Genomic DNA, 18,303 nt, shown 5'->3' with positions numbered 1-18,303 from the left:
GCTCATGCCTTCAATCCTGCGTGTAGATCCTGCAAGCGGCGTACGGTCTTCTCGGGACCGAACTTCAACGCTTCGCAGATCGCTTCGCCAGCAGCAATGGTGGTGGTGCAGTAGATCTTGTGCTGCAGGGCATTGCGACGAATGGAATAGGAGTCAGCGATAGACTGACGGCCTTCGGTAGTGTTGATGATCAGGGTGACTTCGTCATTCTTGATCATGTCGACTACGTGCGGACGCCCTTCGGTCACCTTGTTCACGCGGCGCACTTTCAGGCCTGCGGCTTCGATCAGCTTGGCAGTACCGGCAGTGGCAACCACTTCAAAGCCCAAGTTGATCAGATCACGGGCCACGCCTGCAACCAGTGGCTTGTCGTCATCACGCACGCTGATGAACGCAGTACCGCCGGTCGGCAGCACTTCACTGGCGCCCATCTGGGCCTTGGCGAATGCTTCACCGAAGGTGTCGCCCACGCCCATCACTTCACCGGTGGACTTCATTTCTGGGCCGAGGATCGGGTCAACGCCAGGGAATTTGGCGAACGGGAACACCGCCTCTTTCACGCTGTAGAAGTTCGGAATGATTTCCTTGGTGAAACCCAGTTCCTTCAGGGTTTTACCGGCCATCACGCGGGCTGCGATCATCGCCAGGGAAACACCGATGCACTTGGACACGAACGGTACGGTACGCGAGGCGCGCGGGTTGACTTCGATGACGTAGATGTCTTCGCCTTGCAGCGCCAACTGTACGTTCATCAGGCCGACTACGCCCAGTTCCAGGGCCATTTTCTTGACCTGTTCGCGCATCTCGTCCTGGATGTGCGCTGGCAGCGAGTACGGCGGCAGCGAGCACGCGGAGTCACCGGAGTGAACGCCGGCCTGCTCGATGTGCTGCATGATCGCGCCGATCACCACGTCTTTACCGTCGCAGACCGCATCCACGTCCATTTCGATGGCGCAGTTGAGGAAGTGGTCCAGCAGCACCGGGCTGTCGTTGGACACTTGAACCGCTTCACGCAGGTAGCGCTTGAGTTCTTCTTCTTCGTAGACGATTTCCATCGCACGTCCGCCCAGTACATAGGACGGACGCACCACCAGCGGGTAACCGATCTTCGCGGCAGCACGAATCGCTTCGTCTTCGCTGCGCACGGTGGCGTTTGGCGGCTGACGCAGGTTCAGGCGCTGGACCATTTGCTGGAAGCGCTCACGGTCTTCAGCACGGTCGATGGCGTCAGGGCTGGTACCGATGATCGGCACGCCAGCAGCTTCCAGGGCACGAGCCAGTTTCAGCGGGGTCTGGCCGCCGTACTGGACGATCACGCCTTTTGGCTTCTCGACGCGGACGATTTCCAGCACGTCTTCCAGGGTCACTGGCTCGAAGTACAGGCGATCGGAGGTGTCGTAGTCGGTGGAAACGGTTTCCGGGTTGCAGTTGACCATGATGGTCTCGTAACCGTCATCGCGCAGGGCCAGTGCCGCGTGTACGCAGCAGTAGTCGAACTCGATGCCCTGGCCGATACGGTTAGGACCGCCACCCAGGATCATGATCTTGTCGCGGCCCGACGGCGCGGCTTCGCACTCTTCTTCGTACGTGGAGTACAGGTACGCGGTATCAGTGGCGAACTCGGCGGCGCAGGTGTCGACGCGCTTGTAGACCGGGAAGATGTCCAGCTTGTGACGATGGGCACGCAGGCTCTTCTCGGTCACACCCAGCAGCTTGGCCAGGCGCATGTCGGAGAAGCCCTTGCGCTTGAGGCGGAACATCAGGTCGCGGTCGATGCTGGTCAGACCCAGGGTCTTGACCTTCTCTTCGTCCTTGATCAGATCTTCCATCTGCACCAGGAACCAAGGGTCGATCATGGTCATGCCGAAGATGTCTTCAACGCTCATGCCGGCGCGCATCGCGTCCGCCACGTACCAGATACGCTCGGCGCCCGGCACGGTCAGTTCGCGCTTGAGGACGCTCATGCTTTCCGGATTGCTCAGGTCAACCTTCTCGTCCAGACCGCAAACACCCACTTCCAGGCCGCGCAGGGCTTTCTGCAGGGATTCCTGGAAGGTACGGCCGATGGCCATGACTTCACCGACCGATTTCATCTGAGTGGTCAGGCGCGCGTCAGCCTTGGCGAATTTCTCGAAGGCGAAACGTGGCAGCTTGGTCACGACGTAGTCGATGGACGGCTCGAAGGACGCCGGGGTCTTGCCGCCGGTGATGTCGTTCGACAGTTCGTCCAGGGTGTAGCCCACAGCCAGCTTAGCCGCGACCTTGGCGATCGGGAAACCGGTGGCTTTCGAGGCCAGTGCCGAGGAACGGGATACGCGCGGGTTCATCTCGATCACGACCATGCGGCCGGTGTTCGGGCAGATGCCGAACTGCACGTTCGAACCACCGGTTTCCACGCCGATCTCACGCAGTACCGCCAGGGAGGCGTTACGCAGGATCTGGTATTCCTTGTCGGTCAGGGTCTGTGCCGGTGCCACGGTGATCGAGTCACCGGTGTGCACGCCCATCGGGTCAAAGTTTTCGATGGAGCAGACGATGATGCAGTTGTCCTTTTTGTCACGGACAACTTCCATTTCATATTCTTTCCAGCCGATCAGCGATTCGTCGATCAGCAGCTCTTTGGTCGGCGACAGGTCCAGACCACGGGCGCAGATTTCTTCGAACTCTTCACGGTTGTAGGCGATACCACCACCGGTGCCGCCCATGGTGAAGGACGGACGGATGATGCATGGGAAGCCCAGCTTCTCGAGGACCGCATTGGCCTCTTCCATGCTGTGGGCGATGCCGGAACGCGGGCACGCCAGGCCGATGGATTTCATCGCCTTGTCGAAGCGCGAACGGTCTTCAGCCTTGTCGATGGTGTCGGCGTTGGCACCGATCATTTCTACGCCGAACTTCTCCAGGACGCCTTCGCGCTCCAGGTCCAGGGCGCAGTTCAGAGCCGTCTGGCCGCCCATGGTTGGCAGCAGCGCGTCCGGACGCTCCTTCTCGATGATCTTGGCAACGGTCTGCCACTTGATCGGCTCGATGTAGGTGGCGTCGGCCATGGCCGGATCGGTCATGATGGTGGCCGGGTTGGAGTTCACCAGGATGACGCGGTAGCCCTCTTCGCGCAGGGCTTTGCAGGCCTGGGCGCCGGAGTAGTCGAATTCGCAGGCCTGGCCGATCACGATCGGGCCAGCGCCGAGAATCAGGATGCTTTTAATGTCTGTACGTTTTGGCATGGGTTTGTCACTCAAATCCGCAGGTCAGTCGGCAAGCCGTCTTGTTCAATCTGTGAAGACTTGAGGGGGTCGCCGATCTCGGGACCGCCCTCAAGCTTTGCAACATCAGGGCGAGCGATCAGCGTCGCTTGGCCATCTCGTTGATGAAGCGATCGAACAGAGGTGCTACGTCGTTCGGGCCAGGGCTGGCTTCAGGGTGACCCTGGAAGCTGAAGGCGCTCTTGTCGGTACGCTCGATCCCTTGCAGGGTGCCGTCGAACAGCGATTTGTGAATCGCGCGAACGTTGGCAGGCAGGGTCGCTTCGTCTACCGCGAAACCGTGGTTCTGGCTGGTGATCATCACAACGCCAGAGTCCAGGTCCTGGACAGGGTGGTTGGCACCGTGGTGGCCGTGACCCATTTTCAGGGTCTTGGCGCCGGAGGCCAGGGCCAGCAGTTGGTGACCGAGGCAGATACCGAATACCGGGATCTCGGTTTCCAGCACGTCCTTGATCGCCTGGATCGCGTAGTCGCAAGGCTCAGGATCGCCAGGGCCGTTGGACAGGAACACGCCGTCCGGCTTCAGGGCCAGCGCTTCGGCGGCAGGCGTCTGTGCAGGCACCACGGTCACGCGGCAACCACGCTCGACCAGCATGCGCAGGATGTTCACCTTGACGCCGTAGTCGTAGGCGACCACGTGGTATGGCAGCTCGGAGGCTTCGATGGTCGCGTGGCTGTCGGTTTTCAGATCCCAGACAGTCGAACGCCACTCGTATTTCTCAGTGGTGCTGACGACTTTTGCCAGGTCCATGCCTTTGAGGCCAGGGAAGCCCTGGGCAGCGGCGATGGCGGCTTCTTCGGAAATGTTGTCACCGGCCATGATGCAACCGTTCTGCGCACCTTTTTCACGCAGGATGCGCGTCAGGCGGCGGGTGTCGATACCGGCGATGGCCACAACGTTGTTGGCCTTCAGGTAGTCGGACAGGGACATCGTGTTACGCCAGTTGCTCGCCACCAGTGGCAAGTCACGGATGACCAGGCCGGCAGACCAGACGCGGTTGGATTCGGCGTCTTCCGGCGTGGTGCCGGTGTTGCCGATGTGCGGGTAAGTCAGGGTAACGATTTGTTGGGCGTAGGAAGGATCGGTAAGGATTTCCTGATAGCCGGTCATTGCGGTGTTGAACACCACCTCACCAACGGTTTGACCGTCGGCTCCAATGGCTTCGCCGCGAAAAATGCTGCCATCAGCAAGGGCGAGTATGGCTGGCTTAGTCAAGAAGACCTCCCGTAAATAAAGCCTGAAAGGGCGATCGCAGGTTGTAAAAAAGCGGAGTGACGTATGGACACGTCACCCCGCTTCTTCACTGAATTATTCTGCGCGCTTTTAGTGGACACACTAAAGCTGTAGCTTACAGAAAAAGGCATTTTTGGTCTACCGCCAATGAGCCTTAAAGGCTGGAGAATGCGACAGGACGTCGCTTGGCGGGGTAAAACCGGGCTCAAACGCTGTGCGCGAGCCCGATTTCGGGTGCATCTTACCGCAGGTCGAGCACGTCTTGCATGTCGTAAAGACCCGCTTCACGTCCGTCGAGCCACAAAGCAGCACGTACCGCACCCTTGGCGAAGGTCATGCGACTGGAGGCCTTGTGAGTGATCTCGACACGCTCACCGTCAGCGGCGAACAGTACGGTGTGATCGCCCACGATGTCACCAGCGCGTACCGTGGCAAAACCGATGGTCTCGCGCTCGCGAGCACCGGTCTGGCCCTCACGACCGTAAACCGCGACTTTCTTCAGGTCGCGACCCAGGGCATCGGCAATCACTTCACCCATGCGCACGGCCGTACCGGACGGCGCATCGACTTTATGCCGATGGTGAGCTTCGGTGATCTCGATATCGACATCGTCACCCAGCACGCGAGCGGCGGTGTCGAGCAGCTTCAGGCACAGGTTTACACCGACGCTGAAGTTGGCTGCGAAGACGATCGGGATATCCTTGCCCGCCTCTGCCAGCAACTGCTTCTCTTCAACACTGAAGCCGGTAGTGCCGATGATCATCGCCTTGTTGTGCTTGCGGCAGAAAGCGAGGTTCTTCAGGGTCACCGTCGGATGGGTGAAGTCGATCAGCACGTCGAATTCATCGACCACACGATCCAGATCGCCCGACAACGGCACGCCGATACGACCGATAGCCGCCAGCTCACCGGCGTCCGCGCCGACCAGCGTACTGTCAGGACGATCCACTGCCGCCGTCAGGCCGGCACCCGGTGCTTGCTGCACGGCTTCGATCAGAGTTTTGCCCATGCGCCCGGCGGCGCCCATCACAGCTATACGTCGCATGCCTGTCTCCTTACAAATCGCCGAAGAAGCGCTTCACGCCTTCGAACCAGCCCGTGGTTTTCGGGGAATGACTGTTGTCGTCCGCCAGGGAGTTGCGGAACTCTTCGAGCATTTCACGCTGACGACGGCTCAGGTTGACCGGCGTCTCAACTGCCACACGGCACATCAAGTCACCCGCACCGCCGCCACGCACAGGCGCAACGCCTTTGCCACGCACGCGGAACTGCTTGCCGGTCTGAGTCCCTTCAGGGATCTTCAGCTTGACCCGACCATCGAGGGTCGGAATCTCCAGTTCGCCACCCAGCGCCGCATCGACGAAGCTGATAGGCACTTCGCAGAACAGATGCTTGCCGTCGCGCTGGAAGATCGAGTGCTCGCGCACGTTGATCACCACGTACAGATCGCCGGTCGGCCCGCCTTGGGCACCCGCCTCGCCCTCGCCCGACAGGCGAATGCGATCACCGGTATCGACACCGGCCGGCACTTTGACCGACAGGGTCTTGTACTCTTCGACACGACCTTCGCCATGGCAGGAGTCGCAAGGGTCGGAAATGATCTTGCCCTGACCATGGCAACGCGGGCAGGTTTGCTGCACCGAGAAGAAGCCTTGCTGCATGCGCACCTGGCCGATACCGCCACAGGTCGGGCAGGTCACCGGCGAAGAGCCTTTCTTGGCACCCGAGCCGTCGCACGGCTTGCAGTTGACCAATGTCGGAACGCGGATATTCACGCTGGTGCCACGCACCGCTTCTTCCAGGTTCAGCTCCAGGGTGTAGCGCAAGTCGCTGCCACGCTGGGCGCCGCCACGGGAACCACCGCGACCGCCACCGAAGAAGTCGCTGAAGACATCACCAAAGATGTCGGAGAAATTCTGACCGCCGAAACCGGCACCGCCGCCACCCATGCTCGGGTCGACACCGGCATGGCCGTACTGGTCGTATGCCGCACGCTTGCTGGAATCGGAGAGCACTTCGTAGGCCTCGTTGGCCTCCTTGAACATCTCTTCCGATGCCTTGTCATCAGGATTACGGTCCGGGTGGTGCTTCATCGCCAGGCGACGGTAGGCCTTTTTCAGGTCCGCCTCGCTTGAGCCTCGTTCAACACCCAATACTTCGTAATAGTCACGCTTTGCCATAAGTCTCTGCACTCTTGAGGACGTTCGACAAACCTCTCCTGAGCCTCGTCAAACTCGTTGAGCCCCAATACAGGCCCGGACCCAACTCACGTCAATTCAACGATCCTGGTCTTTGTTTCGATGTGGCACTTTCGGCTCGGAAAGCAGGAGCATTTCCGACCATGCCGCCAACAAGCGAACGTTGTCGCATGCTGTAAAAATTCGCGTATTCCAGACACGCCAACGCGGGAGCAAGCTCCCGCGCGGCGACATCCTACCAGTCACCGCCGCAAGGCAGTCAACCGGCCGACCAACAACTTACTTGTGGTCTTTTACTTCTTCGAACTCAGCGTCGACAACGTCGTCAGCCTTTTCCGCCTTGTCGTCGTGCGGTGCCGCGCCTTCAGCAGGCTGAGCCTGTTCGGCGTACATCTTCTGCGCCACTGGAGCAGAGACTTTCGACAGCTCTTCAACCTTGGCTTCGATAGCAGCCTTGTCGTCGCCTTTTACAGCGGCTTCCAGGGCAACCACGGCAGCTTCGATCGCAGTCTTCTCTTCAGCGCTTACCTTGTCGCCAGCGTCAGCGACCATTTTGCGCGTCGAGTGAACCAGTGCGTCGCCCTGGTTACGGGCAGCGGCCAGCTCTTCGAACTTGCGGTCTTCCTCGGCGTTGGCCTCGGCATCACGCACCATGCGCTCGATCTCTTCGTCGGACAGACCGGAGTTGGCCTTGATCACGATCGACTGAGTCTTGCCGGTAGCCTTGTCCTTGGCACCTACGTGCAGGATGCCGTTGGCGTCGATGTCGAAGGTCACTTCGATTTGTGGCACGCCACGTGGTGCTGGTGGAATCTCGGCCAGGTCGAACTTGCCCAGGGACTTGTTCTGTGCAGCCTGCTTACGCTCACCTTGCAGCACGTGAATGGTCACGGCGCCCTGGTTGTCGTCGGCAGTCGAGAACACTTGCGATTTCTTGGTAGGAATCGTGGTGTTTTTCTCGATCAGCGCAGTCATCACGCCACCCATGGTTTCGATACCCAGGGTCAGCGGGCTGACGTCCAGCAGCAGAACGTCTTTCACGTCACCGGCCAGAACGGCACCCTGAATCGCAGCACCAACGGCAACAGCTTCGTCCGGGTTCACGTCCTTGCGAGGCTCTTTACCGAAGAACTCGGTCACCAGCTTCTGAACCAGCGGCATACGGGTCTGACCGCCGACCAGGATCACGTCATTGATCTTGGCAACATCGATACCGGCATCTTTCATGGCGATGCGGCAAGGCTCGATGGTGCGCTGAACCAGGTCTTCAACCAGCGCTTCCAGCTTGGCGCGGGAGATTTTCACGTTCAGGTGCTTAGGACCGGTGGCGTCTGCAGTGATGTACGGCAGGTTCACGTCGGTCGACTGAGCGGACGACAGCTCGATCTTGGCTTTTTCAGCGGCCTCTTTCAGGCGCTGCATCGCCAGCGGATCACCCTTGAGGTTCATGCCGCTTTCTTTCTTGAATTCGTCGACGAGGTAGTCGATCAGACGAATGTCGAAGTCCTCACCACCCAGGAAGGTGTCGCCGTTGGTGGCCAACACTTCGAACTGGTGCTCGCCATCGACTTCGGCGATTTCGATCACGGAAACGTCGAAAGTACCACCACCCAGGTCATAAACGATCACGGTGTGGTCGCCCTTGGCCTTGTCCATGCCGTATGCCAGAGCGGCCGCGGTTGGTTCGTTGATGATACGTTTTACGTCCAGGCCCGCGATGCGGCCGGCGTCTTTGGTGGCTTGACGCTGGCTGTCGTTGAAGTAGGCCGGAACGGTGATTACCGCTTCAGTCACAGGCTCGCCGAGGTAGTCTTCGGCGGTCTTCTTCATTTTCTTCAGGATTTCAGCCGAGATTTGTGGCGGCGCCATTTTCTGGCCGTTCACTTCAACCCAGGCGTCGCTGTTGTCAGCCTTGACGATCTTGTAAGGGACCATCTGGATGTCTTTCTGAACCACTTCTTCATCGAAGCGACGACCGATCAGACGCTTTACCGCGTACAGGGTGTTGTGCGGGTTGGTCACTGCCTGACGCTTGGCCGACTGGCCAACCAGGATTTCGCCATCGTTGGCGTAAGCGATGATCGACGGCGTGGTGCGCGCGCCTTCGGCGTTTTCAATAACTTTGGCTGTGCCGTTTTCCAGCACGGAGACGCAGGAGTTGGTAGTCCCCAGGTCGATACCGATAATTTTGCCCATGTTCACTCTCCCGAAACTTTGGATTTGGTTGCCGCAGCAGTGGTGGCTAACTGCGGTAGCACTTAAACGCTTGACTTCTAAATGGGGGCCTTGCGGCTAATTTCAAGCCTGCTCGTCAATCGAAGGCGACACAGCTGCCGGCGCCTTGCTGACCACGACCATTGCCGGACGCAGCAGGCGGCCATTGAGCTCGTAGCCCTTCTGGAAAACCTTGAGCACGCTGTTGGGCTCGACGTCGGCGCTTTCCTGCATGGCCATCGCCTGATGCTTGACCGCATTGAACGGTTCGCCGTGCGGATCGATCGTTTCCAGCTGATAACGCTTCAGGGTGTCCTGGAACATTTTCAGGGTCAGCTCGATACCTTCGCGCATTGGACGGATGTTTTCGTCTTCCGCGCTGGACAACTCCAGGCCGCGCTCCAGGCTGTCGATGATCGGCAGCAGGTCGCCGGCGAATTTTTCCAGGGCGAACTTGTGAGCCTTTTCTACATCCTGCTCGGCGCGACGGCGGACGTTCTGCAGATCGGCGGCTACACGCAAAGCCTGATCCTGCGCACCTGCCAGTTGCTCTTCGAGCACTTGTACACGAGCCGCCAGGTCATCACCCGAAGCCTGGGGAGCCTGATCGGCGTCTAGATTTTGCGTATCCACTGTCTGTTCGTCAGCCATAGAATTCTCCTTTCAATATCGTCCGCGAGCCTGACTCGCGCTTCTGCCCAGGTATATGGGGCCGCAAAATCCGGCTTCAAGGGGCAACCAAACATTAACCCTACAAAAAACAGCTGCATTGTCATGCCCCCCAGTACTAAGGATTTCGTCGGATCAAGCAAATCGAGCTAACGAGGGGCATTGTCAGCCGCAAATAAAACACTGTATAAATAACCAGACCTAAAGCCTGGGAGCGGCCTTTATGCTGGTGCACCTGTCCGTACATAACTACGCCATCGTTGAACATCTCGACCTGGAACTCGATCGAGGCATGAGCGTGATCACAGGGGAAACCGGCGCCGGCAAGTCGATCATGCTCGACGCCCTGGGCCTGACTCTCGGCGACCGGGCCGACAGCGGCGTGGTGCGCCCCGGTGCCGACAAGGCTGATATCCTGGCAACCTTCGACCTGGCCGATATTCCGGAAGCCAGTGCCTGGCTGGCCGAACGCGACCTCGAGAACGATGGCCCGTGCATCCTGCGCCGGGTCATCACCGCCGAAGGGCGCTCGCGCGGCTACATCAACGGCACTCCCTGCCCGCTGGGCGACCTCAAGGCGCTGGGCGAACTGTTGATCGACATCCACAGCCAGCACGAACACCAGTCCCTGCTCAAGACCGATACCCATCGCCGCTTGCTCGACGAATACGCTGGCGCCACGGACCTTGCCCGCCAGGTACAGCTTGCTGCCCAACGCTGGCGCCAGACTCATCAGGAGCTTGAGCGACTGTCCAACTCCGGCGATGAGCAGCGCGCTCGCCATCAGTTGCTGAGCTATCAGCTTGAAGAGCTGGAAAACCTTGGCCTCGGCGACAACGAGCTGGAGCAGCTGGAACAGGAACACAAGAACCTGACAAATGCGGAAACCTTGCTGGGTATCTGCCGGCAAGTCGTCGAACAATGCAGCGAGAGTGATTCCGGCAATGTCCTGAACGCCCTGACTGCAAGCCTTAATCGCCTGTCGAGCGTGAACAACTCGATTGGCGCGCTGGGTGAAGCCAGCAGCCTGCTGACCAGCGCGCAGATCCAGGTTGAAGAAGCCGTGGGTGAACTGAACCGCTTCCTGGATAACTTCGACGCAGACCCGGCGCGCCTTCAATACCTGGAAGAGCGCCTCGATGCGATCTACACCATGGCGCGCAAGCACCGCATCCAGCCGACCGAGGTCGCAGAGATGCAGCAGCGCTTACTGGATGAAATCGAAACCCTGAACGCCAACGATGAATCCATCGAGCGACTGAGTGACGAGCTGGCGTCTTATGCCCGTCATTATCAGGAGAAGGCTCGAGAGTTGAGCGACCTGCGCCAACAAGCCTCCAGCAGCCTGGCCAGCGCGGTGGAACAGGAGATCCAGCGCCTGGGCATGCCCGGTGGGCGCTTTGCCATCGAACTGCGACCGAACAGCAGCAATGAATTGCTTCCGAACGGACTCGAACAGGTGGAACTGTTGGTTAGCGCCAACCCGGGGCAGCCTTTAAAAGCTTTGGCGAAGGTAGCATCGGGTGGTGAACTGTCGCGTATCAGCCTGGCAATCCAGGTCATCACCGCCCAGACCTCCCGCGTACCGACCCTGGTGTTCGACGAAGTGGACGTGGGCATCGGTGGCCCAACCGCCGAAATCGTTGGCCAGTTGCTGCGCCGCCTCGGCGAGCGTGGACAAGTTCTGACAGTTACTCACTTGCCACAGGTGGCGGCGCAGGGCCATCAGCATTTGTTTGTACATAAAGTACGCGGCGAAGATGCCACTCGCACGGCCGTCTCCAAATTGAGCAAGAACGATCGCGTGGAAGAAGTGGCGCGAATGCTGGGCGGGATCGATCTCACCAAGGAATCCCTGGCCCACGCGAAAAAAATGGTCGTTACGGCAAAAATCTAGCAACGACAGAAAGCACGAAGGCGACCCTGGGGTCGCCTTCGTTCGTTTCGCGAACCCTGGGTTCGCGCGACATGCTTACTTTTTCTTGCGCACGTACAACACAAGATTGTGATCAACCATCTCGAAGCCGTACTTGTCGACGATGGCTTTCTGCAGGCGCTCGATTTCTTCGTCGAAGAATTCGATCACTTCGCTGGTTTCGACATTGACCATATGGTCGTGATGCTTGCCGTCGTCCAGTTCGAAGACCGCATGGCCTCCGTCGAAGTTGTGCCGCACCACAAGTCCAGCTGCCTCGAACTGGGTCAGTACACGGTAAACCGTGGCCAGACCGACGTCCTCGCCAGCCTCCATCAATGCCTTATAGACATCCTCGGCACTCATGTGGCGCTGCTCGGCAGAGTCGAGCATTTGCAGAATCTTGACCCGTGGCAGGGTCACTTTGAGGCCGGCTTTGCGTAGTTCGCTATTTTCAACCATGGTCAGCTTTCTCGCGATGCTGCTTCGCAGCTTCTCTTAATGCGGGTATGATCGGCGTTTACGTTGTCCCAGCCAAGATAGTGGAAGTCGCCCACCGATGCAAAACACCAAGCTCTTGCTAACCAGTTTCACCTTTGTGGGACTGCTCGCACTCGCCGGTTGTTCATTCCCCGGGGTTTACAAAATCGACATCCAGCAGGGCAATGTCGTCACGCAGGACATGATAGACCAGTTACGCCCGGGAATGACCCGTAAGCAAGTAAGGTTTATCATGGGCAACCCCCTGCTGACTGATACGTTCCATGCCGATCGCTGGGATTACTTGTATAGCCTGCAACCGGGTGGCGGCGAACGCCAACAGGAACGCATTAGCGTTATCTTCAACCCAAATGACCAGCTTGTCAGCCTGTCTGGCGACTTCATGCCCGGCGTGAGCCGCGATGAGGCCATTCTGGGCAAGGACACTGGCACTACCGTCACCGCGCCAGCAGAGCAGGTCGAGCAGCCGAAACCGGAAAAACCGGTCAAGCCTGGCTCGTTGCTCGATCAGATCCAGAAGGAAGTGGACGGTGTCGAAACCGTGCCAGTCCCCACTCCAGAACCTCTGGAAACCTCGCCGCAATAATTTGCGACGTAAAAAAACCCGGCATGTCCGGGTTTTTTATTGCCTGGCTTTTACCGGGCTCACTGATTTCGCGCTTTGGCCTCGGCGGCCTTTGCCGCACGCAGTCGACGCACCTCTTTCGGATCCGCCAGCAATGGCCGGTAAATCTCGATGCGATCGCCCGGTTCAACCAGACGACTTTCTGGATCGACCACCACCTTGCCGAAGATCCCCACCGGACACTGGAGCAGGTCCAGCTCCGGAAATGACTGACCCACCCCAGAGTTCAGCAACGCGGCGCGAACGGTGATCCCTGCCGGCACCCTCACCGGCAGGAGCACCTGATGATCAACGGCGGCATAGACCACCTCGACCTCTATCATCGCCTCAACCATAAATTTGCTTTGCGCGCTGGCAGAAGGCGTCCACCAGCGTATTGGCCGCCTGATTGAACAACGGCCCCAGGGTCGCGCGAATGATCGGGCCGGCGTAATCGAACGACAGGTCCAGGCTGATCTTGCAGGCCTTCTCACCCAACGGCTTGAACACCCACACGCCATGCAACTGAGTGAACGGCCCCTCTTCGAGGTTCATTTCGATCGACTGACCGGGCACCAGGGTGTTGCGCGTCACGAAATGCTGGCTGAGCCCGCCCTTGGCCACTCCAACGCTCGCGCGCATGTGATCGGCAGAGCTTTCCAGGACTTCAGCCGATGAGCACCAAGGCAGGAATTCCGGATAACGCGCCACGTCGTTGACCAGGTCATACAGCGCCTGCGCGGGGTACGGCAGCAAGGCCGAACGTGAAATGTGTGTCGTCATGTCGGCATCACTTCCAGAGCTGGGCGGCAAACACTATGAGAATGCCGATAGGCGCCACATAGCGCATCAAGAACAAGGACAAGGCGAACAACGCAGGGTTGCGGATCGACAATTCGTCGCGCACCGCTTCCCGGCCCATCACCCAGCCTGCAAACACCACGAAACACAAACCACCGAGTGGCAACATGATTCGCGAGGTGAAGAAATCGATCACACCAAAGAAGTCCAGACCGCCCGCTGCACCCCATTGATAGAGGTGAAACAGCCCGTCTTCGTTCACGAAAAACTTGGCCTGCTTCCAGATATTGAAGGAAAACACAGTGCCCAGCCCGACAAACCAGCAGCTGAAAGCCAGCCAGAAGGTGACCCAGGCTCGACTGATTTTCGAGCGCTCGACCAGGTAAGCCACCATGGGTTCGAGCAAGGAAATGGCCGAACTCCAGGCTGCAATCGCGACCAACACGAAGAACACTACGCCCATCAACTGGCCAAACGCTACGTTACCGAAGGCAAATGGCAGGCTGACAAACATCAGGCCAGGACCTTCGCTCGGGTTCAGACCGCCGGCAAACACAATCGGAAACAATGCCAGACCCGCCACCAGGGATACAAAGGTATCCAGCAGCGCAACACCAACGATGGTTCCTGAAATCGACGAATGCTTGGGCATGTAGGCGCCGTAGATCATGATCGAACCGACCCCGACGCTCAACGAAAAGAAGGCGTGCCCCATGGCCGGCAGCAAGCCGTCGAGGACTTTTTCCGGATGGAAGTCGAACATGAAATGTACGCCTTCCATGAAATGCCCGGTGGTCATGCTGTAGCCCAGCAGGACAAGCACCATCACGAACAGCAACGGCATCATGATGCGCAGGCTGCGCTCAAGCCCCGCGACCACGCCCTTGGCAATCACCACGGCAGACAGCAGCATGAAAATCGTGTGCCAAAGTGTCAGGCGCCACGGATCGGCGATCACATTGCCAAAGTACGCGCCCACCTGATCGGGCGTCGCCCCCTGGAAGTCGCCACGCCCCATGTCGATGATGTAGTCCAGCGACCAGCCGCCGACCACACTATAGAAAGACAGGATCAGCAGCGCCGTGATCATCCCGGCAAACGCCCCCCAGGACCATTTGCCCGAATGCCCAGCCTCCAGCGCCAGCACCTTCAAGGCGTTGGCCGGACTCTGCCGGGCACGCCGGCCGATCAGGGTTTCCGCGAGCATGACCGGCACACCGATCAACGCAATACAGGCCAGGAACATCAGCACGAAGGCGCCGCCGCCGTAGACGCCAACCATGTAGGGAAATTTCCAGATACTACCCAGGCCCACGGCCGAACCGGTCGCGGCGAGTATGAAGACCCAGCGGCTAGCCCAACTGCCGTGGACAGAAACCTTGTCTGTCGACATCGATATTACGACCAAGCGTTCAAAAAAGAGGCCGCATTGTCCGGGATTCAATCAACCTGCTCAAGCATGTAGCAATCCCGTAGCCGACTCGCGTGCAACTCCCTATAATGCCGCCCCTATGGCTAAACAGAAGAAACACCCAACAGGGACCATCGCGCAAAATAAAAAGGCGCGACACGATTACTTCATCGAACATCGGTTCGAGGCTGGTCTGGTCCTGGCCGGCTGGGAAGTAAAAAGTCTGCGGGCAAGCAAGTTGCAACTGGTTGACAGTTACGTACTGCTCAAGGATGGCGAAGCCTGGCTGCTCGGCAGTCACATCACGCCCCTGACGACCGCCAGCACCCACGTCATCGCCGATCCGGTGCGCACGCGTAAGCTGCTGCTCAACCGGCGGGAGCTGGAAAAGCTCGCCGCTGCCGTGCAGCAAAAAGGCTACGCCTGCGTGTGCCTGTCCTGGTACTGGAGCAAGCACATGGTCAAGTGCGAAATTGCCCTGGGCAAGGGCAAGAAGGAATACGACAAGCGTGATACCGAGCGCGAACGCGACGCCGGCCGCGAGTTGCAGCGCGCGGTTCGCAACAAGGGCAAGGAAGATTAATTCCGCTGCCTGATCGTTCCCACGCTCTGCGTGGGAACGATCACCAACTGACTACATCCCCTTGCGCCGCTCCGCCCGAGCCACGCGCTGCACTTCCTGACGCACCTCCTCCAGCACTTCCTGCACATACAGAATGTGTCGACTGGAGACTTCACGCGCCTGTTCCGCACGACCTTCGATAATCGCCTGATACAACTCCCGGTGCTGCGTAATCAGCATGTCGCGGGTCTCGGTGCGCTGCTTGTACATGCCGCCGATGTTCGTGACCACGTTGCGCTTGAGCAGGTCGAACAATCCACGAATGGTGTGCAGCAGCACCGCGTTATGACTGGCTTCGGCGATCGCCAGATGAAAATTTGCATCCGCCGCGCCCTCTTCCGCCCGACTGACTTCATCGTGACGCGAATAGCAGTCCTGCAGCTGATTGAACGCCGCGGCCAATCGCTCACGGTCAACGGCGGTGGCGCGTAATGCGGCGTAATAGGCGCAGGACGCTTCCAGCGTGTGGCGAAACTCCAGCAGATCGCGCTGCGCTTCGGGGTTGCTTTCCAGCAGCTGCAGCAGTGGATCACTGAACGTCGTGCCCAGGGACTCCACCACGTAATTGCCGCCCCCCTGGCGACTGACCAACAGCCCCCTGGCGGTCAGTTTCTGAATAGCTTCCCGCAGCGACGGCCGAGAAACGCCAAATTGTTCGGCCAGCGTGCGTTCCGCCGGCAAGCGCTCACCCGCTTTCAGCGTGCCCTCGAGAATCATGCCCTCGAGTTGCTCGACAATATCGTCAGACAAACGGCGCTGCCGAATCTGATCAAACCCCATAACTCGATTTCTCCACCATCCCGACGGTGCGCCGGGGCTCTATTCTGGCCTATCCATACGACGCAGGCACCTGCCACACGACCATTACCCGGACAGGCCAGATCCTGTGCAAAACCCTGCCTACGACAAAAGTTTTAGGGCGGCAAATTGACACACCGCCTACAAGGCTTTTACCCTAGCCAACAGCGATTGTAAATTGGTATTACCAATTAACCAAGAACGCTGATCAGTGCATTGACCAACAACAATTAGGGGCCACCCCATATGCAAACCTGGCAACAGCTCTACAGCCCGCTCGGCAGCCTCGGCCTGTCCGCACTCGCAGCCGTCATTCCCATCGTGTTCTTCTTCCTGGCCCTGGCCGTGTTCCGCCTCAAAGGACACGTGGCCGGCAGTATCACCCTGGCCTTGTCGATCCTGGTGGCAATCCTTGCGTTCAAGATGCCGGTCGACATGGCGTTCGCCGCCGCCGGCTATGGTTTCGCCTACGGTCTGTGGCCAATCGCCTGGATCATCGTGGCGGCCGTGTTCCTCTACAAATTGACGGTCAAGAGTGGCCAGTTCGAAGTGATCCGCAGCTCGGTGCTGTCGATCACCGACGACCAGCGCCTGCAGGTGTTGCTGATCGGTTTCTGCTTCGGCGCGTTCCTCGAAGGCGCGGCCGGTTTTGGCGCTCCGGTAGCGATTACCGCGGCGCTGCTGGTAGGACTGGGCTTCAACCCGCTGTACGCCGCCGGCCTGTGCCTGATCGCGAACACCGCACCGGTCGCATTCGGCGCCCTGGGTATTCCGATCATCGTTGCCGGGCAAGTGACCGGCATCGACGCCTTCAAGATCGGCGCCATGACCGGTCGCCAGCTGCCGCTGCTGTCGCTGTTCGTGCCGTTCTGGCTGGTGTTCATGATGGATGGCCTGCGCGGCGTCCGCGAAACCTGGCCTGCTGCGCTGGTTGCCGGCTTGAGCTTTGCCGTGACCCAGTACTTCACCTCGAACTTCATCGGCCCGGAACTGCCGGACATCACGTCGGCCCTGGCCAGCCTGATTTCCCTGACCCTGTTCCTGAAGGTCTGGCAGCCAAAACGCGCCGCCGGCCAACACATCGTCGGCGCCGTCTCGGCTTCCGTGGTCAGCGCCAGCGTCGGTGGTTTCGGCCAGAAGCGCACCACCGTGGCTTCGCCTTACAGCCTCGGGGAGATTTTCAAGGCTTGGTCGCCGTTCCTGATCCTGACCGTGCTGGTGACCATCTGGACGCTCAAGCCGTTCAAGGCGATGTTTGCTGCTGGCGGTTCGATGTACAGCTTCGTGTTCAACTTCGCCATCCCGCACCTGGACCAGCTGGTAATCAAAGTGGCACCGATCGTGGCCGCACCGACTGCCCTTCCGGCGGTGTTCAAGCTTGACCCGATTTCCGCCACCGGCACCGCGATTTTCTTCTCGGCGCTGATCTCGATGCTGGTCCTGAAGATCAATCTCAAAACTGGTCTTACCACTTTGAAAGAGACCTTCTACGAGCTGCGCTGGCCGATCCTGTCCATCGGCATGGTGCTGGCCTTCGCGTTCGTCACCAACTACTCGGGCATGTCGTCGACCATGGCCCTGGTCCTGGCCGGCACGGGCGCAGCCTTTCCGTTCTTCTCGCCATTCCTCGGCTGGCTGGGCGTGTTCCTGACCGGCTCCGATACCTCGTCCAACGCGCTGTTCAGTTCGTTGCAGGCCACCACCGCCCACCAGATCGGCGTCAACGACACCTTGCTGGTGGCGGCGAACACCAGTGGCGGCGTGACCGGCAAGATGATCTCGCCTCAATCGATCGCCGTGGCCTGCGCGGCGACCGGCCTGGTGGGCAAGGAATCGGACCTGTTCCGCTTCACCCTCAAGCACAGCCTGTTCTTTGCAACGATTGTCGGCCTGATCACCCTGGCCCAGGCCTACTGGTTCACCGGCATGCTGGTGCACTAAGCACCACAAGCGACATGGAAAAAACCGACGTCGGGCCACGACCCCGGCGTCAGCTGTTCACTACCCGGTCTGTAAGGCTGCTGAAAGAATCTCTCTCTATATTCAGCAGCCTCGACGGACGGATAACCCGCC

Annotated in this window: 15 protein-coding genes; 4 read left to right on the top strand and 11 right to left on the bottom strand. The window is 59.3% G+C overall.

From position 1 onward, the window contains the following. Positions 1-2: 2 nt before the first annotated feature. The 6 genes from carB to grpE form a co-directional block, all read right to left on the bottom strand. On the bottom strand, positions 3-3,224 hold the full coding sequence (gene carB / locus OH720_RS03515; protein ID WP_008057401.1) for a carbamoyl-phosphate synthase large subunit: 3,222 nt from the start codon (positions 3,222-3,224) through the stop codon (positions 3-5). Between the two features lie 118 nt (positions 3,225-3,342). After that, the gene (gene carA, locus OH720_RS03510) at positions 3,343-4,479 is read right to left on the bottom strand and encodes a glutamine-hydrolyzing carbamoyl-phosphate synthase small subunit (RefSeq protein WP_008057400.1); all 1,137 of its coding nucleotides are present in this window, start codon (positions 4,477-4,479) and stop codon (positions 3,343-3,345) included. 259 nt (positions 4,480-4,738) lie between these two features. Then, the gene (gene dapB / locus OH720_RS03505; protein ID WP_008057399.1) at positions 4,739-5,542 is read right to left on the bottom strand and encodes a 4-hydroxy-tetrahydrodipicolinate reductase; all 804 of its coding nucleotides are present in this window, start codon (positions 5,540-5,542) and stop codon (positions 4,739-4,741) included. Positions 5,543-5,552: 10 nt separating this feature from the next. Then, positions 5,553-6,677, bottom strand: coding sequence for a molecular chaperone DnaJ (gene dnaJ / locus OH720_RS03500; RefSeq protein ID WP_008057397.1), 1,125 nt, complete (start codon positions 6,675-6,677; stop codon positions 5,553-5,555). Between the two features lie 297 nt (positions 6,678-6,974). Then, positions 6,975-8,891 carry a molecular chaperone DnaK gene (gene dnaK, locus OH720_RS03495; protein WP_180204377.1) on the bottom strand — a complete coding sequence of 639 codons (1,917 nt, stop codon included), beginning with the start codon at positions 8,889-8,891 and terminating at the stop codon, positions 6,975-6,977. 102 nt (positions 8,892-8,993) lie between these two features. Then, complete coding sequence (gene grpE / locus OH720_RS03490) at positions 8,994-9,560, bottom strand: nucleotide exchange factor GrpE (protein WP_272604582.1); 567 nt, start codon at positions 9,558-9,560, stop codon at positions 8,994-8,996. Positions 9,561-9,801: 241 nt separating this feature from the next. Between grpE and recN the strand changes: the two genes are divergently transcribed. Then, positions 9,802-11,475, top strand: a complete 1,674-nt coding sequence (gene recN / locus OH720_RS03485) for a DNA repair protein RecN (protein ID WP_272604581.1) — start codon at positions 9,802-9,804, stop codon at positions 11,473-11,475. Between the two features lie 75 nt (positions 11,476-11,550). Here recN and fur read toward each other — a convergent pair whose 3' ends face one another. Next, positions 11,551-11,955, bottom strand: a complete 405-nt coding sequence (gene fur / locus OH720_RS03480) for a ferric iron uptake transcriptional regulator (protein ID WP_003197684.1) — start codon at positions 11,953-11,955, stop codon at positions 11,551-11,553. A 97-nt stretch (positions 11,956-12,052) separates the two neighbouring features. On the opposite strand from fur, the gene OH720_RS03475 reads away from it, so the two are divergent. Then, the gene (locus OH720_RS03475; protein ID WP_180204374.1) at positions 12,053-12,580 is read left to right on the top strand and encodes an outer membrane protein assembly factor BamE; all 528 of its coding nucleotides are present in this window, start codon (positions 12,053-12,055) and stop codon (positions 12,578-12,580) included. A 59-nt stretch (positions 12,581-12,639) separates the two neighbouring features. Here the strand turns inward: OH720_RS03475 and OH720_RS03470 are convergent, their stop codons facing one another. The 3 genes from OH720_RS03470 to OH720_RS03460 are packed head-to-tail and all read right to left on the bottom strand — an operon-like array spanning position 12,640 to position 14,792. Next, positions 12,640-12,954 (bottom strand): RnfH family protein, encoded by a 315-nt coding sequence (locus OH720_RS03470; RefSeq protein ID WP_272604580.1) that lies wholly within the window; start codon positions 12,952-12,954, stop codon positions 12,640-12,642. Next, positions 12,947-13,381: a type II toxin-antitoxin system RatA family toxin gene (locus OH720_RS03465; RefSeq protein ID WP_272604579.1), complete on the bottom strand. Its 435-nt coding sequence runs from the start codon at positions 13,379-13,381 to the stop codon at positions 12,947-12,949. Before OH720_RS03465 ends, OH720_RS03470 begins: the two co-directional genes overlap by 8 nt. Positions 13,382-13,388: 7 nt before the next feature. Then, the gene (locus tag OH720_RS03460; protein ID WP_272604578.1) at positions 13,389-14,792 is read right to left on the bottom strand and encodes a sodium-dependent transporter; all 1,404 of its coding nucleotides are present in this window, start codon (positions 14,790-14,792) and stop codon (positions 13,389-13,391) included. Between the two features lie 118 nt (positions 14,793-14,910). Between OH720_RS03460 and smpB the strand changes: the two genes are divergently transcribed. Next, complete coding sequence (gene smpB / locus OH720_RS03455; protein ID WP_008057382.1) at positions 14,911-15,393, top strand: SsrA-binding protein SmpB; 483 nt, start codon at positions 14,911-14,913, stop codon at positions 15,391-15,393. A 51-nt stretch (positions 15,394-15,444) separates the two neighbouring features. Here the strand turns inward: smpB and OH720_RS03450 are convergent, their stop codons facing one another. After that, positions 15,445-16,212 (bottom strand): FCD domain-containing protein, encoded by a 768-nt coding sequence (locus OH720_RS03450; RefSeq protein ID WP_272604577.1) that lies wholly within the window; start codon positions 16,210-16,212, stop codon positions 15,445-15,447. 264 nt (positions 16,213-16,476) lie between these two features. Here OH720_RS03450 and OH720_RS03445 point away from each other — a divergent pair, with 264 nt between their 5' ends. After that, entirely contained in the window at positions 16,477-18,171 is a 1,695-nt protein-coding gene (locus OH720_RS03445) for a lactate permease LctP family transporter (protein WP_180204369.1), read from the top strand. Positions 18,172-18,303 lie beyond the last annotated feature (132 nt).

This window comes from Pseudomonas sp. WJP1, from assembly GCF_028471945.1.
Taxonomy (GTDB): domain Bacteria; phylum Pseudomonadota; class Gammaproteobacteria; order Pseudomonadales; family Pseudomonadaceae; genus Aquipseudomonas.
This window is presented reverse-complemented; position numbering and strand designations above follow the sequence as displayed.